This window comes from Alteromonas sp. NFXS44 (assembly GCF_040148705.1).
In the GTDB taxonomy this organism is placed as follows: domain Bacteria; phylum Pseudomonadota; class Gammaproteobacteria; order Enterobacterales; family Alteromonadaceae; genus Alteromonas.
Window position 1 is genome coordinate 922,152 of the sequence record NZ_JAGDEA010000012.1, and the last position, 17,650, is coordinate 939,801.

The 17,650-nt window shown below is 49.5% G+C and carries 19 protein-coding genes; 8 read left to right on the plus strand and 11 right to left on the minus strand.

The window, feature by feature from the left end:
- Nucleotides 1–41: 41 nt before the first annotated feature.
- The 3 genes from J3369_RS21010 to J3369_RS21020 are packed head-to-tail and all read left to right on the plus strand — an operon-like array spanning nt 42 to nt 2,860.
- The gene (locus tag J3369_RS21010; RefSeq protein ID WP_349590680.1) at nt 42–1,361 is read left to right on the plus strand and encodes an aminotransferase class V-fold PLP-dependent enzyme; all 1,320 of its coding nucleotides are present in this window, start codon (nt 42–44) and stop codon (nt 1,359–1,361) included.
- Entirely contained in the window at nt 1,354–1,899 is a 546-nt protein-coding gene (locus J3369_RS21015; RefSeq protein ID WP_349591111.1) for an RNA polymerase sigma factor, read from the plus strand. The genes J3369_RS21010 and J3369_RS21015 overlap by 8 nt, the downstream gene beginning before the upstream one ends.
- Nucleotides 1,883–2,860: a FecR family protein gene (locus tag J3369_RS21020; protein ID WP_349590683.1), complete on the plus strand. Its 978-nt coding sequence runs from the start codon at nt 1,883–1,885 to the stop codon at nt 2,858–2,860. The genes J3369_RS21015 and J3369_RS21020 overlap by 17 nt, the downstream gene beginning before the upstream one ends.
- Here the strand turns inward: J3369_RS21020 and yjjX are convergent.
- Both yjjX and yrfG read right to left on the minus strand, forming a co-directional pair.
- The gene (yjjX, locus tag J3369_RS21025; RefSeq protein WP_349590686.1) at nt 2,838–3,377 is read right to left on the minus strand and encodes an inosine/xanthosine triphosphatase; all 540 of its coding nucleotides are present in this window, start codon (nt 3,375–3,377) and stop codon (nt 2,838–2,840) included. The genes J3369_RS21020 and yjjX overlap by 23 nt on opposite strands.
- Before the next feature lies 1 nt (nt 3,378).
- Nucleotides 3,379–4,062 carry a GMP/IMP nucleotidase gene (gene yrfG / locus J3369_RS21030; RefSeq protein WP_303572420.1) on the minus strand — a complete coding sequence of 228 codons (684 nt, stop codon included), beginning with the start codon at nt 4,060–4,062 and terminating at the stop codon, nt 3,379–3,381.
- A 70-nt stretch (nt 4,063–4,132) separates the two neighbouring features.
- Between yrfG and nudE the strand changes: the two genes are divergently transcribed.
- Genes nudE through J3369_RS21045 form a run of 3 tightly spaced genes read left to right on the plus strand, consistent with a single transcriptional unit; the run spans nt 4,133 to nt 6,103 of the window.
- A complete protein-coding gene (gene nudE, locus J3369_RS21035; RefSeq protein ID WP_119503108.1) occupies nt 4,133–4,696 on the plus strand; it encodes an ADP compounds hydrolase NudE in 564 nt (187 codons plus the stop codon).
- A gap of 4 nt (nt 4,697–4,700) precedes the next feature.
- Nucleotides 4,701–5,537 carry a 3'(2'),5'-bisphosphate nucleotidase CysQ gene (cysQ, locus tag J3369_RS21040; protein WP_303572421.1) on the plus strand — a complete coding sequence of 279 codons (837 nt, stop codon included), beginning with the start codon at nt 4,701–4,703 and terminating at the stop codon, nt 5,535–5,537.
- The gene (locus J3369_RS21045; protein ID WP_303572422.1) at nt 5,534–6,103 is read left to right on the plus strand and encodes a YceI family protein; all 570 of its coding nucleotides are present in this window, start codon (nt 5,534–5,536) and stop codon (nt 6,101–6,103) included. Before cysQ ends, J3369_RS21045 begins: the two co-directional genes overlap by 4 nt.
- Before the next feature lie 62 nt (nt 6,104–6,165).
- Here J3369_RS21045 and J3369_RS21050 read toward each other — a convergent pair whose 3' ends face one another.
- From J3369_RS21050 to J3369_RS21060, 3 genes are all read right to left on the minus strand, one after another.
- Nucleotides 6,166–7,389 carry an NHL repeat-containing protein gene (locus J3369_RS21050; RefSeq protein WP_349590691.1) on the minus strand — a complete coding sequence of 408 codons (1,224 nt, stop codon included), beginning with the start codon at nt 7,387–7,389 and terminating at the stop codon, nt 6,166–6,168.
- 158 nt (nt 7,390–7,547) lie between these two features.
- A complete protein-coding gene (gene mdoH / locus J3369_RS21055) occupies nt 7,548–9,554 on the minus strand; it encodes a glucans biosynthesis glucosyltransferase MdoH (RefSeq protein ID WP_349590694.1) in 2,007 nt (668 codons plus the stop codon).
- Entirely contained in the window at nt 9,541–11,187 is a 1,647-nt protein-coding gene (locus tag J3369_RS21060; RefSeq protein WP_349590697.1) for an OpgD/OpgG family glucan biosynthesis protein, read from the minus strand. Before J3369_RS21060 ends, mdoH begins: the two co-directional genes overlap by 14 nt.
- Nucleotides 11,188–11,623: 436 nt before the next feature.
- Here J3369_RS21060 and J3369_RS21065 point away from each other — a divergent pair, with 436 nt between their 5' ends.
- Both J3369_RS21065 and J3369_RS21070 read left to right on the plus strand, forming a co-directional pair.
- Nucleotides 11,624–12,166: an outer membrane beta-barrel protein gene (locus tag J3369_RS21065; protein WP_119503113.1), complete on the plus strand. Its 543-nt coding sequence runs from the start codon at nt 11,624–11,626 to the stop codon at nt 12,164–12,166.
- Between the two features lie 177 nt (nt 12,167–12,343).
- A complete protein-coding gene (locus tag J3369_RS21070) occupies nt 12,344–13,225 on the plus strand; it encodes a LysR family transcriptional regulator (protein WP_349590701.1) in 882 nt (293 codons plus the stop codon).
- On the opposite strand, the gene J3369_RS21075 is transcribed toward J3369_RS21070, so the two are convergent.
- The 6 genes from J3369_RS21075 to J3369_RS21100 form a co-directional block, all read right to left on the minus strand.
- Complete coding sequence (locus J3369_RS21075; RefSeq protein ID WP_349590703.1) at nt 13,203–13,601, minus strand: VanZ family protein; 399 nt, start codon at nt 13,599–13,601, stop codon at nt 13,203–13,205. The genes J3369_RS21070 and J3369_RS21075 overlap by 23 nt on opposite strands.
- A 14-nt stretch (nt 13,602–13,615) precedes the next feature.
- Nucleotides 13,616–13,816 (minus strand): hypothetical protein, encoded by a 201-nt coding sequence (locus J3369_RS21080; RefSeq protein WP_349590706.1) that lies wholly within the window; start codon nt 13,814–13,816, stop codon nt 13,616–13,618.
- Between the two features lie 130 nt (nt 13,817–13,946).
- Nucleotides 13,947–14,180 (minus strand): YheU family protein, encoded by a 234-nt coding sequence (locus J3369_RS21085; RefSeq protein ID WP_303572428.1) that lies wholly within the window; start codon nt 14,178–14,180, stop codon nt 13,947–13,949.
- A 7-nt stretch (nt 14,181–14,187) separates the two neighbouring features.
- Nucleotides 14,188–15,207 carry a hydrolase gene (locus J3369_RS21090; protein ID WP_349590710.1) on the minus strand — a complete coding sequence of 340 codons (1,020 nt, stop codon included), beginning with the start codon at nt 15,205–15,207 and terminating at the stop codon, nt 14,188–14,190.
- Nucleotides 15,208–15,210: 3 nt separating this feature from the next.
- Nucleotides 15,211–15,699 carry a TIGR02444 family protein gene (locus J3369_RS21095; RefSeq protein ID WP_349590713.1) on the minus strand — a complete coding sequence of 163 codons (489 nt, stop codon included), beginning with the start codon at nt 15,697–15,699 and terminating at the stop codon, nt 15,211–15,213.
- The gene (locus J3369_RS21100) at nt 15,683–17,590 is read right to left on the minus strand and encodes an ATP-binding cassette domain-containing protein (RefSeq protein WP_303572431.1); all 1,908 of its coding nucleotides are present in this window, start codon (nt 17,588–17,590) and stop codon (nt 15,683–15,685) included. Before J3369_RS21100 ends, J3369_RS21095 begins: the two co-directional genes overlap by 17 nt.
- Between the last annotated feature and the right edge of the window lie 60 nt (nt 17,591–17,650).

Genomic DNA, 17,650 nt, shown 5'->3' on the forward strand with positions numbered 1-17,650 from the left:
TGCCAATGTCTTTCTCTCTTTTTGTTTTTCGCAGGTATGCTATGCCACATATAACAAGACGCCATTTTGTGACCGGCGCGCTGGCTTCCACCGCCATGATATCCGCCTCAGAGGCTTTCGCTGACGACAAGGGCCTTCCTTTCCCGGAGCACTTTACAAGACAACCCGGCCACAGCGATATCGCTTCAGATGAAACGTTCTGGAGTCAGGTTGCCAGCTACTACGATGTGAAGCCGGGTATCATCAATGTGGAGAACGGTAACTGGGGAATCATGTCCCGCCCCGTGATGCAGGCTTACTTTGCGCACACACAACGGGTTAACCGTGACAACTCATACTTCTCACGCAAAGAATACTGGCCGGTGATGAAACCCGTCTGGCACGATGTTGCGAACCGGCTGAACGTTCTGCCGGAAGAGGTTTGTCTGACAAGAGGCGCAACCGAAGCACTGCAGAATCTGATTGGCAACTATCAGCTTTTAAAAGCCGGTGACGGCGTAATGTTCGCTGATCTCGACTATGATGCCATGCAGGCAGCGATGCGGCATAAAGCCGGCACAACAGGCGCTGACATTATTGAATTATCGATCCCGGAACCTGCTGACAAAGCATCGCTACTTCAGTTTTACCGGACTGAACTGGAAAAGCATCCGCACTGCAAGTTATTACTGCTGACCCATATCAGTCACCGCACCGGCTTGGTTATTCCGGTTGCAGAAATCACAGATATCGCAAAGGCCAGAGGCGTCGATGTCATTGTTGATGCTGCCCACTCCTGGGGACAACTCAACTTTACTGCTGACGAGTTAAAGGCAGATTTCATTGGCTTCAATATGCATAAATGGATGGGTGCCCCTATCGGCGCCGGCGCCATGTTTATTCGTCATGCCCGCCTGCAGGATATTGGCCTGAACATGTCATCAGAGCCTGAACAACAAGATTCAATCCGGGGGCGTGTGCACAGTGGCACCAGCAATTTTGCAGCGTTTTTAACCCTGCCTGATGCTTTTCGTTTCCACGATCTCATTGGCGCGGACGCAAAGGCTGCAAGGCTCAAATATTTACGCAAGATCTGGGTTGATGCCGTATCAGATATAGAAGAAATCAATGTCCTCACGCCCAATGAAGATGAAAGTCATGCGGGGATAACGTCCTTTCGCCTGGCTGGCAAAGTAAGCACGCAGGAAAACAAAGCCATAGCAGACTATTTATTCAAAAAACATGGCATTTTTACTGTTCACAGAGAAGGGATCGCCGCGGGCAGCTGCGTACGCATTACTCCGGGTTATTACAACAGTTCGCAGGACATGCAAACCGTGTCTGCTGCGCTAAAGGATACCGTCGTTGCTTTCCGTGGTTAACATTAAGCCTGAGCAAGGCACACAGAGCGCCGGGCCGTGCCTTGCTTCATGGTATCGAAAATATGCCGTTACGCTCAGGCGGGTTGCCATTTTAAAGGGCGCAGACATTGATGATGCTGAAGAAATCGTGCAGGAGCTTTTTATTAAATTACAGCGCTATGATTACTTGTCGGCGTTAGAAAACGAAGAAGCCTTTCTGCGCACCATGCTATCTAATTTAGTTACCGATCGTTTCAGAAAAGCGCAGCGAACGCCGCAACTTGTTGATATCGACAGCATTGAGCCTGTACAGACTTCTGAAGCCAACGAACCGGAGTCGAAATATCAGGAAGACAATGAAGTAAAATTGCTTATGCAAGATCTTCAATCCCTGACTTCCGTTGCCCGCAATGTGTTTCTTTCACACAGAATTGACCATCTTTCCTACGATCTGATTGCTAAAAACAACAACATCACCGTGGCAGCGGTACGAAAACATTTACGCGACGCCCTGATAATTTTAACAACAAAGCGAGTTGAGCGTGACAGCGAAGCATAACCCACCAATATCTGAAGAGCAGATTGCGCAAGCTACCGATTGGGTGCTCATTATGTCTGAGAACCCTGATATCGCACAGAATGCAGAATTTGCCCGCTGGTTGAGCCGGCACGAGAGCAATCTTACTGCATTTAATGAGGTCGTTGTCACATACGGCCTGGCCGCTAAACTACCTGAAACGATCCGAAACAAGCGCGGGCGCACTGTCTCCGGTTCTTTATCCGCAGTTTATTTTGCGCTGGCGGCATCTGTCGCACTGTGTTGCGTATTATTGTTCACTCAATTTCCTCCAGATAAGCAACCTGAACGACATGAATTTGCTACCGTGACTGGCGAAATATCCCCGTTTACACTGCCAGATGACTCGACACTGGTGCTTGATACCAATTCGCGGGCTGATACGGTGCTAACCGCGAAAGCACGTAATGTGCAGCTTAAAAAGGGCCGTATATTTGTCGATGTTGCTCACGATAAGACAAGACAGTTTTCTGTAGCCATTGATGACACCTTTGCCTTTACAGCACTCGGCACCGCCTATTCAGTTGAAAAAGAAGGAAGGGGCTGGACGCTGGAAGTTTATGAAGGCACCGTTGGTATCGCCAGCACATTAATTACCCATGCTCCGGTACAGGCAGGCTGGGGGTTGCGTTACGAAGAACGCCGCATTCACCGCTATCAGCTTCCAGAACCACTGGTTGAAGCAAAACCGGACTGGCAGCAACACCGGATCGTCTTCAACGACACGTCACTAAGGAACGCCATCGCCGAATTCAACCGCTACCTGACCAGACCAATAACCATAAACGATCCTGAACTGGCTTCACTGTCGCTGTCCGGCACGTTCGATTTAAGTGATAGTCAGGCATTTATAGCCAGCATTGCTCAATTAACCGGCGCAAATGTCCGTGATATTGATGAAGGCTTTGAGATTGGTGAAATCAGTACAAATCCGGATAATTAAATTTCGCCATAGCCAGTGTGATGGCGAGTTCATAAACGCTCTGGCGGGTGGCGAGGTGGTTGGTCAGCAGGCCGATTGCCCCGCCTTTCTGTTTGATGTTGTCCGTATTAAACAATTTGTCCATCAACGGGCCCAATTCTTCACCGGCCTGAAGTGCGGTGAAGACTGATGGAGGCAAAGGCAGGTTTGCACTGCGTCCCACAGACCAGATGCCCTCATGATAAATCGCAACAAAAGCAAACGTGGCCGGGCCGTCGTCAAACATATCGACACCGCCTTCAATGGCGATGAACCAGTCCTGCGCTATAGACCGCTCGTCTGCTTCTGCGAGACAGGCTTTGACCCTGTTTACAGCACCGTCGCGGGTTTGCGCAGTATTCATGGGCTGGTCCGGCACACCGCTTGGCACATTGACGCCAATGGCCTCAAGGGCAGGCAATTGCAGGGATAAACTTAACGCCTTACGGGCTGCATTCAGCTTTACCGGATTTTTCGAACCCACAATGCAAACCGTCATGTTATTTCTCCACCGGAAACTGGCGAATTTCGTCCAGCAAGGTGCGGTAATCGGTTACGGAAGGGAATGCTTCAATGTCCCGGACTGGTTGCTGACTGTCCGGGTTACTTACGGCCAGCAGGTGGCCGATCCCGAACTTTTTCGCCGCCTGCAAAATAGTGATGCTGTCATCGACAAATAATGTGCGGGCGGGATCAAACTGTAATCTGGCCTGAAGCTGCTTCCATAAGTTCTGAGACTCCTTCGTCACACCAAACTCATGGGTACTGATCAACGTATCAATGTGAGCATCCAGTCGCGTATGTTCCACCTTTAGTGAAAGGCTGTCCGGATGAGCGTTGGTTACCAGCACCACATTCCGGCCGGTTTCATGAAGGGCATCAAGGAAAGGCAGCGTATCATCGCGCATGGAAATTAAGTGCTCAACTTCCCGCTTGGCGGCCATAATGTCCATGTTTAACTGCTCAGCCCAGTAATCCAGACAATACCATTGGATCTGCCCCATCACACGCTGATAATGCGCCATCATTGTGGCTTTGCACTCTTCAACGGGCTTTCCGCTCCGTTCAGCGATTTTCTTTGGTAAATGTTCGATCCAAAAGTGATTATCGAAGTGTAAATCCAGTAAGGTTCCGTCCATGTCGAGCAGAACTGTGTCGATTTCACTCCAGGGTAGAAATGGCAAGCGATTTTCCTTCAAATACATTAAGCTTAAGCATTGGTTGTCATCATAACGAAAGTTGTAACGGATAAACATGAGTAAAATCGATCCCGCCAAAACATTGCCGCAAATCAAACACCGGGAAATTGTTGCCCGCAGTCGTTTATTTAAAGTCGAAAGGCTGGATCTTACTTTCTCAAACGGTGCCGAGCGTCAGTTCGAGCGCATGGCTGGTAGCGGCCGTGGCGCTGTAATGATTGTGCCGATGTTAGATGACAATACTATGGTGCTTATCCGCGAATATGCGGCGGGCACGCATACCTACGAGCTTGGTTTTCCGAAAGGTCTGATTGACCCGGGTGAAACGCCCGTTGAGGCAGCAAACCGTGAGCTCCAGGAAGAAGCAGGTTACGCCGCCCGCGACCTGAACGTAATTCATACCGTCAGCATGGCCCCCACATTTTTCAATGCAGAAATGACCATTGTTCTCGCCAGGGATTTATATCCGCAAACACTTGAAGGTGATGAACCGGAGCCGCTGGAGGTGGTCAACTGGCCTCTCAGCCAGGCAGATGAACTTCTCGGCCGGGAAGATTTCAAAGAAGCCCGCTGCGTCGCCGCCTTGTTCTTAGCTCAGAAGTGGTTAAAGGAGCAATAACATTATGCCAGACGACACCCGCGCCTCCTTACTGGAGATAGCCAAACGTATTGCCGTTGAAGCCGGCGAAGCGGTACTTAAAGTTTATGACAAAGGCGATTTCGACGCCTACACCAAAGATGATGAGTCACCGGTAACCAGTGCCGACTACCTCGCCAACGACATCATCAACAAGCGCCTGATTGAAGCTACCCCTGACATTCCGATCCTGTCTGAAGAAAACAAACACGCCAGCCTCGCTGAGCGCGAAACATGGGAGCGTTACTGGCTTATCGATCCCATTGACGGCACGCAGGAGTTTATCGCCCGAAGCGGTGACTTCGCCGTGAATATTGCCCTTATCGAGAACAATGAACCTACTATAGGTGTCATATTCTGGCCTCCCGGACAGTCGCTTTATTACGCCAGTAAAGATGCCGGCGCATTCAAGGAAAGTCCGGATGAGCACAAACAGATCCACGTCAGGAAGCTGGATGATCCCCATGAAAGTGTGGTGATGATTGCCATCAGCCGCCGTCAGTCAAGGGACAAAGTGTTTTCCCGCATGTGTGCGAAACGGGTTTATCAAACGTTACCTCTGGGTAGCTGCTCGTTGAAATCATGCTTTATTGCCGAAGGTAAAGCTGATGTATTCATGCGTATAGGCATTACCGGCGAATGGGATACAGGTGCATCGCAATGCATCGTTTCGGAAGCCGGTGGTAGCATCCTGGCAGCGAATTTTGAGCCACTGACTTATAACCAGCGTCATACGCTGGAAAACCCGGACTTTGTGGTGCTTGGCGATCAACGGGTCCCCTGGCAGGACATTGTCCAATATGAAAAAGGAGCGAAGGAATGATGAAACGAACGTTACTGGCATTATCGGCGTGTATTGCTTTACCGGCCTCAGCGACATGGACTTTAGACAGCGATACGTCCAGCCTGCATTTTTTGTCTACCAAGAATGCCCAGATAACGGAAGTTCACAGCTTCGATGAATTATCCGGCACACTCAGCGATGGTGGTCAGTTATCTGTTACCGTTCCGCTGACCAGTGTGAACACCAGCATTGAATTGCGTGATACCCGCATGCAGGAAATGCTGTTTGATACCACGAACTTTGCTAATGCCACCTTCACTGCAGATGTTCCTGCTGAACTGATGAAGTTGAAAAAAGGAAGCAGCAAGACTGGCTCTGTAACCGGTGAACTGGATTTACACGGCGTAAAAGCGCCGGCTACCTTTCAGGTGATTGTCAGCAAGCTGACCAATGACAAGTTAACTGTATCCACCACAGCCCCGACTGTGATTAACGCTTCTTCATTTAAACTGGAAGGCGGCATTCAGGCACTTCAGGATGTCGCCAAGTTAAGCAGCATCACACTGGCTGTCCCGGTGACATTCTCGGTCACGTTTGAAGAGTAACATTCTCTTTTTGCCATTTATAACGGACAAAGCCGGCAACACGCTTTGTCCGTTACCATTATTTACGCATCTGGCTTACTGAACCCTGTCAGAACAAACTTCTGAACCCGCTGTCCGGTAGACACTTCAGACGTGTAAAGATTACCGTCCTGATCCGTCTCAATGCTGTGTAACCAGGTAAACTCACCGGCATAACGACCGTTTCTGCCAATACTTCCCAATACCTCGTAAGTGTCGTGCCAGAGGATCCAGATACGCCCGTTCATCATATCTGCCACGTAGAGATACTTATTGTCGGGAGAGAAAGCGACATCTGTGGCGGTGCCCAGACCACCTGTTTCAGCGGCAATTTCCAGATTCTTTTCGAACAGAACCTGTCCTTCATCATTTTTTCTGAAGATCTGAAGGCGGTTGTTTCGCCGGTCGCACACATAAATTCTGCCATCCTGAGACTTATCGACACAGTGGACAATGTCACCAAAATGCTCAGCCCCCGTGGACAAATCTCCGTTTCCGGATGCTGCCTGAGAAGTATCAAAACTTCCTTCACGGGTACCGCCGCCGGGCGCGTTACCCCATGCACCCCAGGCCTGTTCAAAGTCCAGTTCCCGTTTACTTAGCCTGACAACGCGCTTGTTAATATAACCATCAGCAATCATCACATCCGTGTCATCAACCACAATGTCTGCCGGGTTGCCAAGATAGTGTTCAGACGTATTACCATCCGTTTTTCCTGCTTCCCCGAACGCCTTTACAAATTCACCATCGCGGGTATAGCTGAAAATTTGATGATCGCCTTTCCCATTGCCGCCTATCCACACTTTGCCCTCAGCATCGACATATAAACCATGCACATTCTCAGGCCATGGACGGTCGCCTTCCGGCCCTCCCCATGAATTAAGTAACTTACCTTCAACAGAAAACTGCATGACGAAAGGTGCCGGCTCACAACAACTGGCAGAACCATTTGTCAGACCCAGTGACAGATTTGGAATAGATGCCGGGCGGTGCAATACCCAAACGGTGTTATCACGTTTGTCCACAGCCAGCCCCGGCACCTGGCCCGTTAACCAGGTTCCCGGTAATGCAGGCCATGCGGGATCCACTGCAAATTGAGGAATGGCATAACTGGGAGAAACATTATTTTTGTGACTGACAACGGGAATTGTCGTCGTACTTTCGCTTTGTAACGGCTCAGCCTGAACACTCAGCCACGCGCCACTGATGGCCCATAGCATAGCTGCACGACGCAGCTTTACAGGTGATGAAATTGAAACAGCTCTCATAAGCACACTCCCCGGGATGACGAATTTTTAGCCTAAGGGTTCAGCCTGCTATTGTGTACAAGAATTCGACGAGTAGCCGGTTTCTTCTGCTATTTTATGAGTTTACTGTCTTTGATGACGAAAGGGTTACCAGGCAGTAACCCCCGCCTGAAAGGATATCAGGCTGCGTGTTTCGCCTTGGGCCGGCTTTGAGCAAATTCTGCAATCTGTCCGTCTGTTAAGCGTTTTGGTAAAGGAGGAGCTTTGAGATCCTGCACGAACATGGTCTGATGGGTTTCGTCAGGCAGAACCGGTTGCAGCGCAGGATAACCTGCAATTTCTTCTGCTGAGATAGTTGCCATATGCTCACGCACTTCCACCAGTACCGGAGCTTCTTTTATCTCTTCCTGAATCACAAAGATCCCAAGCCTCCGGCAGGTTTTGCCAAACGACAAGCTGCTGGTTAAACGGATAATGGGCGCTGCGAACACCATACCGGTTAATACCGGCAGCAACCACAGGAACAGCGAAGGCGTGAAGTAGAAAGTCACACCAGCCCAGATTAACCCCAATGTGGTCATTGTTGCGGCTTTAGAAATAGCGACTTTCCATGGCACCATACGTCCTTCACGGGTTTGTGCTTCCCACTTTACCTGGTGACCAATGAATACGCTGATCACGAAATAACTGTGGAAGAACATCATCATTGGTGCGATAAGTACGGCCATAAACAGCTCGATAAGCGCACCGGAGATGAGCCTGAAAGCACCACCAAAATCTTTTCTGCGCTGTATAAACGCCAGAATAACGCCCAGCATTTTCGGCATGAACAGCAAGGCTATGGTGCCGTAAAGCGTGGCTATCATTAACCCCTCGTGGACAATTTGCCATTCGGGGAATAACTGGTGGGCAGAAGTAAAATACACCGGGTCGATAAGCGCTTTAACCAGCGCATCGGCAGTCCCCGCCATGAGCATCATAAATAACAGCAGCGACGACATGTAAGCAAAGGCACCGAAAGCAAAGTGCAACCGGTTCGTAGCTTTAAGTCCCTTAGTGCTTAACAATCCTAAGTGCTGAATATTCCCCTGCACCCAGCGACGGTCGCGGATAGCGTAATCTACCATGTTGCCGGGCACTTCCTCGTATGAGCCGTCAGTGTCGGTGATGAGATAACACTCCCAGCCGGCACGGCGCAATAGTGCCGCTTCCACAAAATCGTGACTCAGTACATCACCACCAAACGGTGCGCGCCCTTTGAGGGTAGGTAAGCCACAGTGCTGCATAAAAGGTTGCACGCGGATGATGGCATTATGGCCCCAATAATTTGCGCTGTCTGTCTGCCAGAACGACAAACCGGTTGCCAGCATCGGGCTGTAGAGGTGCGCCGCAAACTGCACAAAACGCCCGAAGAACGTGTCCTGACGCACAGGCATGGGAATAGTCTGAATCATTGCCGCTTCGGGGTTAGCTTCAATGCGGCGGGTCATATCCAGCACGCGGTGTGCAGACATGACACTGTCGGCATCCAACACCAGCATCGATTCGTACTGACTGCCCCAGCGTTCACAAAAATCGGTGATGTTACCTACCTTACGGCCCCAGTTATCTTCGCGGCGGCGATAAAAAATCTGCTGGCTTTGTTCGCCAAGACGGGAAATAAGACGCTGCCAGGCTTTAAGCTCTGCTTCGGCTTTCGCCTTATCTTGGGTATCGCTCAACATATAAAAATCGTATTTGTCAGCGTACGGAGTATCAAGAATGGCTTTCACACACGCTTCGAACCCGACGATAATGCGGTCAGTATCTTCGTTGTACACCGGCATGACGATAGCGTGGCGTTGGGTGACGGGCGCCTGATCATCAGAGGCCTTCAATTCCCGGCGAAGTGATAACGGGTCGATATGAAAAAGCTTCAGCAGAAAGCCGATAACAGAGGTCCAAAATGACCAGGTCAGCCAGATGAACAGCACCATACTCAGTGCTAGTTGTATCATTTCCAGCGGCGTAAACCGGTTGGGCCTGAAAATTTCAAACAGGCTGTAACCGGCAAGGGCCGTAGACACTATGGTCATCAGCCCCATCAGCACCAGCCGCCACCGGCGGCCGTTTACTTTTAAAATTTTATCTTTCGTGGCTATGTTGTCCGGTGCCACGGTGCTTTCCCCGGGATCATTGTGGCTCATACACATAGCTCCAAATTTCGCTCATTTGCGTTTCGTTCTGATTTAAAAACATGCGCATATCGACAACCGCTTCGCCGTCGGGAATGACCAGAAATGTCACGCGAACACTTTTATCACCATCTACCTTATACACTCTGGCCTGCTCGACCTTACCGTTAGTGGCGTCCAAGATCAGATCCACCTCATCAGGATTCAGCTTCATGCCTTCCGGTAAAGTGAAATCAACAACAAACCGGCGCACATTTCGCTCTTCCGTTGTTTCGAAGCCGGGCAGCTGACTGATCCCCTGACGGGTTCTTTCCACTGTCGCCAGACCATAAGGCATTGGCTGCTTTTCAACAGTCTTGAGTTCATATTCGAAGTAACGGTTTTCACCGGCCTTAAAGGGGGCTTCAGGCACCCAGTAAGCCACGATATTGTCGTTCACTTCTGAGTCAGTAGGAATCTCCACGATTTCCAGCTTACCTTTGCCGAACCCTTTTTTCGGTGTTACCCACAAACTCGGGCGCAGATGATAGTTCGCCTCGGCATCAAGGTAATTTGCGAAGTCGGTATCCCGCTGCAGCACACCAAAGCCTTTGGGAGCCACATCGCTCAGCGAGGTGATTTGTAATTTGGTCGGGTTAGTCAGAGGACGCCAGATAATTTCCCCGTTGTTGTTAAGCATCATCACCCCGTCACTGTCGTGCACTTCAGGGCGATAGTCATCGCGGCGGATTTGCGAGTTTTCGCCGTAAAGGAACATGCTGGTAAATGGTGCGACGCCAAGCTTACCCACATTCTCTCGGGCAAATATCCAGCTTTTTACCTGCATGGTGGTGTCTTTACCCGGCATGATTTCAAAACTGTAAGCACCCGCAACAGACGGGCTTTCTAAACGGGCATAAATCTTAATGGGCTGACCTTCACGGGGCTCAACCACCCAGAACTTGGTAAAATGAGGAAATTCCTCACCGTCCGGCATCGCCGTATCAATGGCAAGACCGCGGGCAGAAATGCCATAAACCTGATTTTTGCCTACTAAACGAAAATACGAAGCGCCGAGAAAAACGGCGAATTCGTCTTTGTATTCTTTGTTTTTAATAGGGTAATGCAATCGAAATCCGGCATAGCCGGATTTTGCATCGGTGAGGCCGGCCAGCGGCTCTGCATTCTTTTCATAGATGAAATTATTGCTGTCAAAGGGTACGGTGTGTTCACTGTTGTCCGGAGCAATGGTGACCACTGTGACAGGTTGCTGATAGAGAAAACCCGGGTGAAAGAATTGCATTTCATAATCATGCTCACCGTGCCACAAGGATTTCTCAGGATTAAAGCGAATTTGACGATAGGTTTCGTAACCGATGTTTTTCAATTCGTCTGCCAGATTGTGATCATTAACCACATAATCACGTGTAGCATTTTTTTGCGCCGATTCAATAACGCGATTCAAAACAGGTTTGCCTTCAGGCAGGTTTCCGGTAGCCGTTTCATCCGCCAGGCTTAATGTACTGAAGCCCACACAAATGCAATATACAAAGGCGCGCATGACCGCGGGACTGATTGAGAAAAAGGCGCAAAATGATGCGACGAATGAAGTAAAAGATGGTGTCGTAATTTCCGTGTTATTCGCTAACTGTAATTGCGGCAGCATGGTTGACTGACTCCGGTTCAAATTTTCCTAACGGGAATATTCCGTTTCTTATTGACCGGATGATTGCAAAAGGTGATCCATGTCGTTCGGATCACATATTTACGATATTTTTCATAACCTTACCGAATCCGTCCGTAAAAGTGTGTAGAGAGTGCACAGCAAGTATTACAGACCACCGGGTAAAACAGGGGAACCTGTCTGCTCAGACAGACACTAAGGTAGTATGAACATTGAACACCATGCTTCAGACTTAGACGTTCCCTCCTAACCTCACGTTAAAACACCAGCCTCCCGGAAATTAATATTGATATATAAAACATAGTCTTACGGAATTATACAAGTAGAAAATAGCGCCAACGATGACCGGATTGGCAAAAAGATTGCTGAACAGGCCACTGACAGTGGATTTTCTTTTTGCATATTTAAGGAGTTTTCTATGCGCTTCACTAAAACTTTTACCGCTTTTGTTGCCGCAACCACACTATCTTCTGCGGCAATGGCTGCATCACCGAACTGGCGCTTCGCTGAGGGCGGGTATACAAATGCCGAAATTGGCCGGGCAGATTTTGACGGACTTGACCTGGGTGCCACATATTTACTGGAAAACAATATTTATGTTACCGGCGATTACAGCATGCTGGATGAAAGTGGTACCGATCTGGACTTACTGACATTGGGTGCTGGTTACCGGCTGCCTCTGAACAGTTTCACCGATGCCTACTTCGGTCTCAACTATGAACGTGCAGAGGTGGAAAACAACGAAGACAGCGGTTATTCCCTGAATGCCGGCGTGAGATCCATGGTAACTGAACAGGTAGAGCTGCAGGGTGAACTGGGTTACTACGATATCGATGACGGTGATGTCACGGTAAAAGTCGGTGCCAATTACTACTTCTCACCCCGCTGGGCTGTGGGTGCAAGCTATGAAAAGATTGATGATTTGGACATTACGCAACTGAACGCCCGTTATACGTTCTGAGTATGAACGCAGTTTGACCGGAAGGACGTGTATTCACGTCCTTTTTTATTATGTGCAGTACAAAATCTCCGGACCGTTCAGGTATGTGAATGACTCAACAGGATCATCGAATTGGCATAGACAAACATTTTGTTATTAATTAATCTAACTCCAATAACAACCAATTATTGAACTACCGTGTTAAATCCTGTCTGGTTAGAAACATTCCGCACGCTTATCGACATCGGCCACTTCACACAAACTGCTGAAGCCCTATCTATGACACAACCGGGCGTGAGTCAGCACATCCGCAAGCTGGAAGATGCCTGCGGCTATCCGCTTCTCAAGCGCGACACCAGACATTTCGTGATGACAGAGCAGGGCAGACAAATCTACGAATATGCCTGCGCAAGAAAGGCTGAAGAAACAAAGTTAATGGCGAGTCTGAACGCAGATGATCCGTTTTCGGGTGTGTGTAATCTCGCCTGTTCAGGTGCGCTGGCGATGCACCTTTACCCGTCAATACTTACCTTACAGCAAGCTCATCCGGGGTTAATCACCCAACTGGAAGCCGCACCAAACAACCGTATTCTGGAAGGGATCCATTCGGGCTCACTGGATATTGGCATTGTTACCCGGCTACCCGATCCACATCTTTACGACGCTGAGAGCTTCGGCAAAGAACACCTTTCTCTCGTTCTGCCCGTTGAATACGAAGGAAGTCAGGTAACCGCTGCATTACTGAATAAAATCGGCCTGATCAAACACCCAGATGTGTACCATTACCTCGGCCTGTTTTTGTCTGCCTGTGGTGATGAAGAACTGAGTAAAATCAAACCGGACAGCATTACCGCCTCCGGCTATGTGAATCAGATTGGTCAAATTTTGCTGCCCGTTACCTTTGGGCTGGGATTTACAGTGCTGCCACATTCAGCCGTACAACCACTGGCCGATGCTGGAAAAGTCTACGTACCGGTGATGCCCGAACCGGTTTTTGAGCCGCTTTACTGGATTTGGCAGCATCAGCGCAACTTACCGGCGAGATTTACTACCTTGTTTACGAGTCTGAAAGATGCGTGAGCACCTTTGCTGTTCTGCGCCTGGTGATTATTAACGCCAGCATTAGCACTGCACCTGCAGCGGTAGCCAAAATATCCATGACGTCGAATGTTCTTTCCGGAATGTAAGGCTGGATACATTCATAAATAATAAGACCGGCGGCTACACCTGACAGACTTTTAAATTCCTGCGAGGGGTAAAGTAAAAGACATAAGGACGTGGTAATAACCACAGCACAAGCATTCGGCAGGGAATTGAGCAATAGAGATGAGCTGGTCTCACGCAGCGAATAACCATATTCGCAGCAGTGCCAGGCAACCAGACCTGTCAGAAAATACCACAACCTGAAAGCTGATAGTTTAGAAAGAGAGGCTGAAAACACCTCTCTGTAAAGCATGCTCAACTTCACCTTTAAGCAAATGCCTTCCGCGCTCTGCCAGACCAGTAATTGATACTGGATTTAGCCGAATCCCAGCTGTTCCGGAAATAGCGATCGATACCTTCCTTTCCACCCATCGCATCATACATGTAAGCGCCCACGAGCCCTAAAGCGAGGGCTGGTAAAACTGCGCCGGATACTGTTTGTACTTCATCTTCCTTAAGCTCTATCATTGATATAGCCCTTTAAATTGAAATTAGAAAATCAGTGATATCCGGGTAGATGAGCAGTTCATCTTTTCACCGCGGATAAGAGGAGAATATCAATTACTTCAGAGCGGTTAAACCGGGCGGACGGACAGCTTCAGGCGTCTTCTTCACTTTCCCGGTAATCACCTTTTTCGCGGATATTTACCGAGTCATGGAGCTCTGAATAAACCAGTACAACGTCACCCTGCTTCAGTGCTGCCAGTACCTGTTCCACTTTGTCTTCAAAGCTCGCTTCAACTTCGCCGTAATCAGTACCTTCACGAAGTACAAAAGATTCGACAATGTTACGCAGCGTGTCTTTCTCTAACGCGTCAATGGGGATAATCATACTTGCCTCACTTTGCTGACTTAACTGGCAGAAACTCAGAAAAATAGTCGACGGCACGCTGCTGCAGCCAGACCACCGGTCGCAGAAAGCCGCCCTGCATAAAGCCTACATGACCACCAAACTCACTGAGTTCAAGGGTAACATTGCGAGACAGAGCAGTTGCATCCGGCACAATCGATGGACTCATAAAAGGATCGTCCAGACTGTGGACAATTAACGTGGGACAATGAATGGCACTCAGGAAAGGATACGCACTGCATTTCTCGTAGTAATCCTGCGCATCCTTAAAGCCGTGTAAGGGTGCGGTCACTTTTTCATCAAACTCACGGAAAGACGCCAGCTTGCCTGCATGCTCAACCGTCAGCGACAACAAATCTTTGTAGTCCAGCTTACGCATTTTACTGGTCAGCGTGGCCTTCATACTCTTTAACAGGTAGTTCTGATAAACCTTCGAAAAACCCTCGCCAATGCTGTCACTGCACGCATCCAGCTTTACCGGCGCCGACACAGCCATGGCGGCCTGCAGCCATTTCTGACCGGGGTTTTCACCCAGCAATTTAAGTAACATGTTGCCGCCCAGCGAAAAGCCGATGGCGACTTTCGGCACGTCCGGGAAACGCTTGTCCAGCCAGTCTAAAAACAACGCCGGGTCTTCTGTTTCGCCGGAGTGATAAGCGCGGGGCTGGCGGTTAATTTCACCACTGCAACTTCTGAAGTGCATCATAACCACCTGCCAGCCCTGTTCGCTGAGCGCGGCCATCATGTCGTTGGCATAGTGAGAGCGTATACTGCCCTCAAGGCCGTGAAACATCACAACCATGCCATGCATGTTCTGTGGTTCAGGCCCCCAGGCAAGGTCAAGAAAGTCATTGTCGGGCGTGTTTATACGCTGCCAGGTGTAAGAAACCGGTCTGCGTTTCTGAAAAAATCGCGGCCAGATAGTTTGAATATGACGGTTACGGGCCCACCATGATGGCTCGAAATGACTGCGGCGAACAACGCCATGACCATGTTCAGGTGTATGCATGAATTACTTCGCGGTGCTGTGCAGAGACTGAATCACTGACGTAAGGTATTTAACCGCCTGAGGTTGCTCGCGCAACTTGAATAAATTCACAAAACTGGCAATGCTGCCGTTCACTCCCTGAACCGGCACATATTCTACAGACAGCCGGTTGTACATGGTAGTAAGTGCTTCCTGCTGCTGCATTTCAAGATCCAGTTCTTCCCGTTTCAGGGCGTCATAGGCTTTTTCATTAAACGGACTGGCCTGTCTTGCTGCACGGCGTTTTTCACGGTGAGCCACAAGTAAACTCTCAGTTTCAGCGATAGCCGCATGCAGCACCTGCCACTGGTTCAATGTGACAATACCGCCGTTGTCCATACACCAGCACAACAGCAGCAACATATTCACGTTTACGCCGAAGTCATCCTGCAACGCAATCGCTGTGGCAGCGACGTTATCCCGTCCGTAAACATCTAAACTGTATTGCCAGAAGGTGTCAGTATTCAGATTCATAAGTAGCTTTTGCCGCCTCCATTGCTTCCTGGGCGTCGAGCCATGCCATTTCATGCTCTTCCATCGCCTGTTTCAACGTTGTCTGTTCATCAAGCAGTGCCATCAGCCTGGCCTTGTTTTGCTCTTCGTATAACGTGGTATCGCTTAACGACGTTTCCACGTCAGAGAGTTTGGCTGACGTGGCTTCCATGGCTTTTTCATGCTTCTCAATCGCCTTTTTCAGCGGTGCGACTGACTGACGAAACTCAGCTTCACGACGTTTTTCCGCTTTGCGATCCACCTTCGGTATATCGGTTTGCTGCTTCGCCGCTTTCTCTTCATTTTGTTGGGATAAAATCCAGCTGCGGTAATCTTCCAAATCACCGTTAAAAGGCTCGACCTGACCACTGTCGACCAGATAAAAGTCTTCACAAACAGAAGTCAGCAAAAAGCGGTCGTGTGATACCAGCACCATCGCCCCTTCGAACCCCTGCAAGGCCATGTTCAGTGCATGACGCATTTCCAGATCGAGGTGGTTGGTCGGCTCATCGAGTAACAATAAATTAGGCTTCTGGTAAACGATCAACGCCAGTACCAGACGTGCTTTCTCGCCGCCGGACATAGGTGCAACAGGTTCCAGGGCCTGATCACCATGGAAGCCAAAGCCTCCCAGATAATCCCGTAACTGTTGTTCGGTAGCCTGCTTATCTAACCGCTGAAGATGCAAAATAGCAGAGGCTTTAGGATCCAGGGTTTCTAGCTGATGCTGGGCAAAATAGCCCACATTAAGCCCTTTAGCAGTGGTAAACGAGCCCTGCATCGGATCGTGCACACAAGCGAGCAGTTTGATCAGTGTCGATTTACCCTGACCATTGCGTCCCAGCAAGCCGATGCGGCTGCCCGGGACCAGATTCAGTTTAACGTTGTTAAGAATAACCTTATCGCCATAACCCAGTTGAATGTCCCGCATCTGAATAAGCGGGTTCGGCAGACCGGTTGGCTCTGCAAATTCGAAATTAAAGGCGCTGGCAGCATGAGCCGGTAAAATCTGCTCCATGCGCTCGAGTTGCTTGATACGGCTTTGCGCCTGTTTAGCTTTACTGGCTTTGGCTTTGAAGCGGGTAATGAAAGACTCAAGATGAGCGATTTTATCCTGCTGTTTCTGGAATTCGATATTCTGTAAGCGGAGTCGTTCTGCGCGCTGCTTTTCGTAGGAAGAGTAATTGCCTGTGTAGGCAATAAGTTGTTGCTGTTCGACACTGACGATTTGCGCCACAGTGTTATCAATAAATGCCTTATCGTGAGAGATAAGAATCAGCGTTCCTGAATAGCGTTGCAGCCATTTTTCTAACCAGATGACTGCATCTAAATCGAGGTGGTTAGTCGGTTCGTCCAGCAGCAGCAAATCAGAAGGACAAAGCAGTGCCTGCGCCAGGTTGAGCCGCATGCGCCATCCACCTGAAAAATCAGTCACCGGTGCAGACAGCTGAGCGGTTGAAAAGCCCAGACCCGCAAGAATGGTAGCCGCCCGCGCTTCTACGTCGTAAGCGCCTGCATGTTCCAGCTGACCATGCAGCTGTCCCATAGCTTCGCCATCCTGCTTCGCTTCGGCTTCAGCCAGTTTAGCCTGTAACCCGCGCAGTAATTTGTCACCGTCAATCACGTAATCTATCGCACAGCGATCGGTGGCCGGTGTTTCTTGTGCCACGCTGACGATACGCCAGTGTGCAGGGACCTGACAATCGCCGGCATCAACCTGTAATTCTCCGCGAAGTAACGCGAATAAACTCGACTTACCACAGCCATTGCTGCCGATCAGAGCGGTTTTGTGTCCGGGGAATATTTGTGTACTGGCGTTTTCAAGTAGCACTTTGCTACCACGCATCAATGTAACGTCAGATAAGGTGATCATGCCTGCGCAGTTGTCCTGTTATTTAAGCGGCGTATGATAGCAAACTCCCCCGGCGATGGC